This is a genomic window from Streptomyces sp. NPDC088733, from assembly GCF_044751185.1.
GTDB lineage: Bacteria > Actinomycetota > Actinomycetes > Streptomycetales > Streptomycetaceae > Actinacidiphila.
This window is the reverse complement of sequence record NZ_JBIVLH010000064.1, coordinates 1-1,761: the sequence shown is the minus strand read 5'-3', so window position 1 is coordinate 1,761 and position 1,761 is coordinate 1. Positions and strand designations below refer to the sequence as shown.

Below are 1,761 nucleotides of genomic sequence, written 5' to 3'. Positions count from 1 at the left end.
CTGGCCGTCGGCCAGATCTACCTGATGGCCAATCCCCTGCTGACCGAACCCCTGCGCCCCGAGCACATCAAGCCCCGGCTGCTCGGCCACTGGGGCACCTCACCGGGCCTGAACCTGGTGCACACCCACCTCAACCGCGTCATCGCCGCCCGCGGCCTGCACGCGCTGTGCGTCTGGGGCCCGGGCCACGGGGGACCCGCGGTGCTCGCGAACTCCTGGCTCGAGGGCAGCTACACCGAGACCTACCCGGACGTCACCCGGGACGCCGCCGGCATGGCCCGGCTGTTCCGGCAGTTCTCGTTCCCCGGTGGCGTGCCCAGCCACGTGGCCCCCGAGACCCCCGGCTCGATCCACGAGGGCGGCGAACTCGGCTACGCCCTCTCCCACGCGTACGGGGCCGCCTTCGACCACCCGGACCTGCTGGTCGCCTGCGTCATCGGCGACGGCGAGGCGGAGACGGGTCCGCTGGCGGCGTCGTGGCACTCCAACAAGTTCCTCGACCCCGTCCACGACGGCGCCGTCCTGCCGATCCTCCACCTGAACGGCTACAAGATCGCCAACCCGGCCGTGCTCGCCCGGCTCCCGGAGGCCGAGCTCGACGAACTGCTGCGCGGCTACGGCCACGACCCGCTCCACGTCACCGGCGACGACCCCCTGACCGTGCACGCCGCGATGGCCGACGCCATGGACACCGCCCTGGACCGCATCGCCCGCATCCAGCGCGCCGCCCGCGACAGCGGGGACGGCCCCGGCCCCGGGCGCCCGCGCTGGCCGATGATCGTCCTGCGCACCCCCAAGGGCTGGACCGGCCCGGCCGAGGTCGACGGGGTGCCGGTGGAGAACACCTGGCGCGCCCACCAGGTTCCCCTGTCCGGCGTCCGCGACAACCCCGCCCACCTGGCCCAACTGGAGGCATGGCTGCGGTCGTACCGGCCGGAGGAACTCTTCGACGACGAGGGCCGGCCGCACGGGCAGGTGCTCGACTGCGTGCCCTCGGGCGACCACCGGCTCGGCGCGACCCCGTACGCCAACGGCGGCCTGCTCCTGCGCGACCTACCGCTCCCCCCGCTGGAGCGCTTCGCCGCCGAGGCCGGCAAACCCGGCGCCACGCTGCACGAGCCGACCCGGGTCCTCGGGAGGCTGCTGGAGCAACTGATGGAGGCCACCGCCGAACGCCGCGACTTCCGTCTCGTCGGACCCGACGAGACCGCCTCCAACCGCCTGGACGCGGTCTACGAGGCGACGGGCAAGGCATGGCAGGCGCGGACACTGCCCGTGGACGAACACCTGGACCGGCACGGCCGCGTCATGGAGATCCTGTCCGAACACACCTGCCAGGGCTGGCTGGAGGGCTACCTCCTCACCGGCCGGCACGGACTGTTCTCCTGCTACGAGGCGTTCGCCCACATCGTCGACTCCATGGTCAACCAGCACATCAAATGGCTGCGGACCACCCGCGCGCTGCCCTGGCGCCGCCCCATCGCCTCCCTCAACTACCTCCTCACCTCGCACGTGTGGCGCCAGGACCACAACGGCTTCTCGCACCAGGACCCCGGCTTCATCGACCACGTCCTCAACAAGGCGCCCGAGGTGGTGAGGGTCTACCTGCCCCCGGACGCCAACACCCTGCTGGCCGTGACCGAGCGCTTCCTGCGCAGCCGCGACCACGTCAACGTGGTGGTCGCCGGGAAGCAGCCCTGCTTCGACTGGCTGGACCTGGAGGCCGCCCGCGCCCACACCGCGCGCGGCGCGGGCGTGTGG

1 protein-coding gene is annotated in these 1,761 nt (G+C 72.7%); it reads left to right on the top strand.

Features of this window, described 5'->3' with window-relative positions:
- Positions 1-1,761, top strand: a 1,761-nt coding sequence (locus ACIP64_RS41450) for a phosphoketolase (protein WP_401598052.1), incomplete at both ends; no start/stop codon positions are given.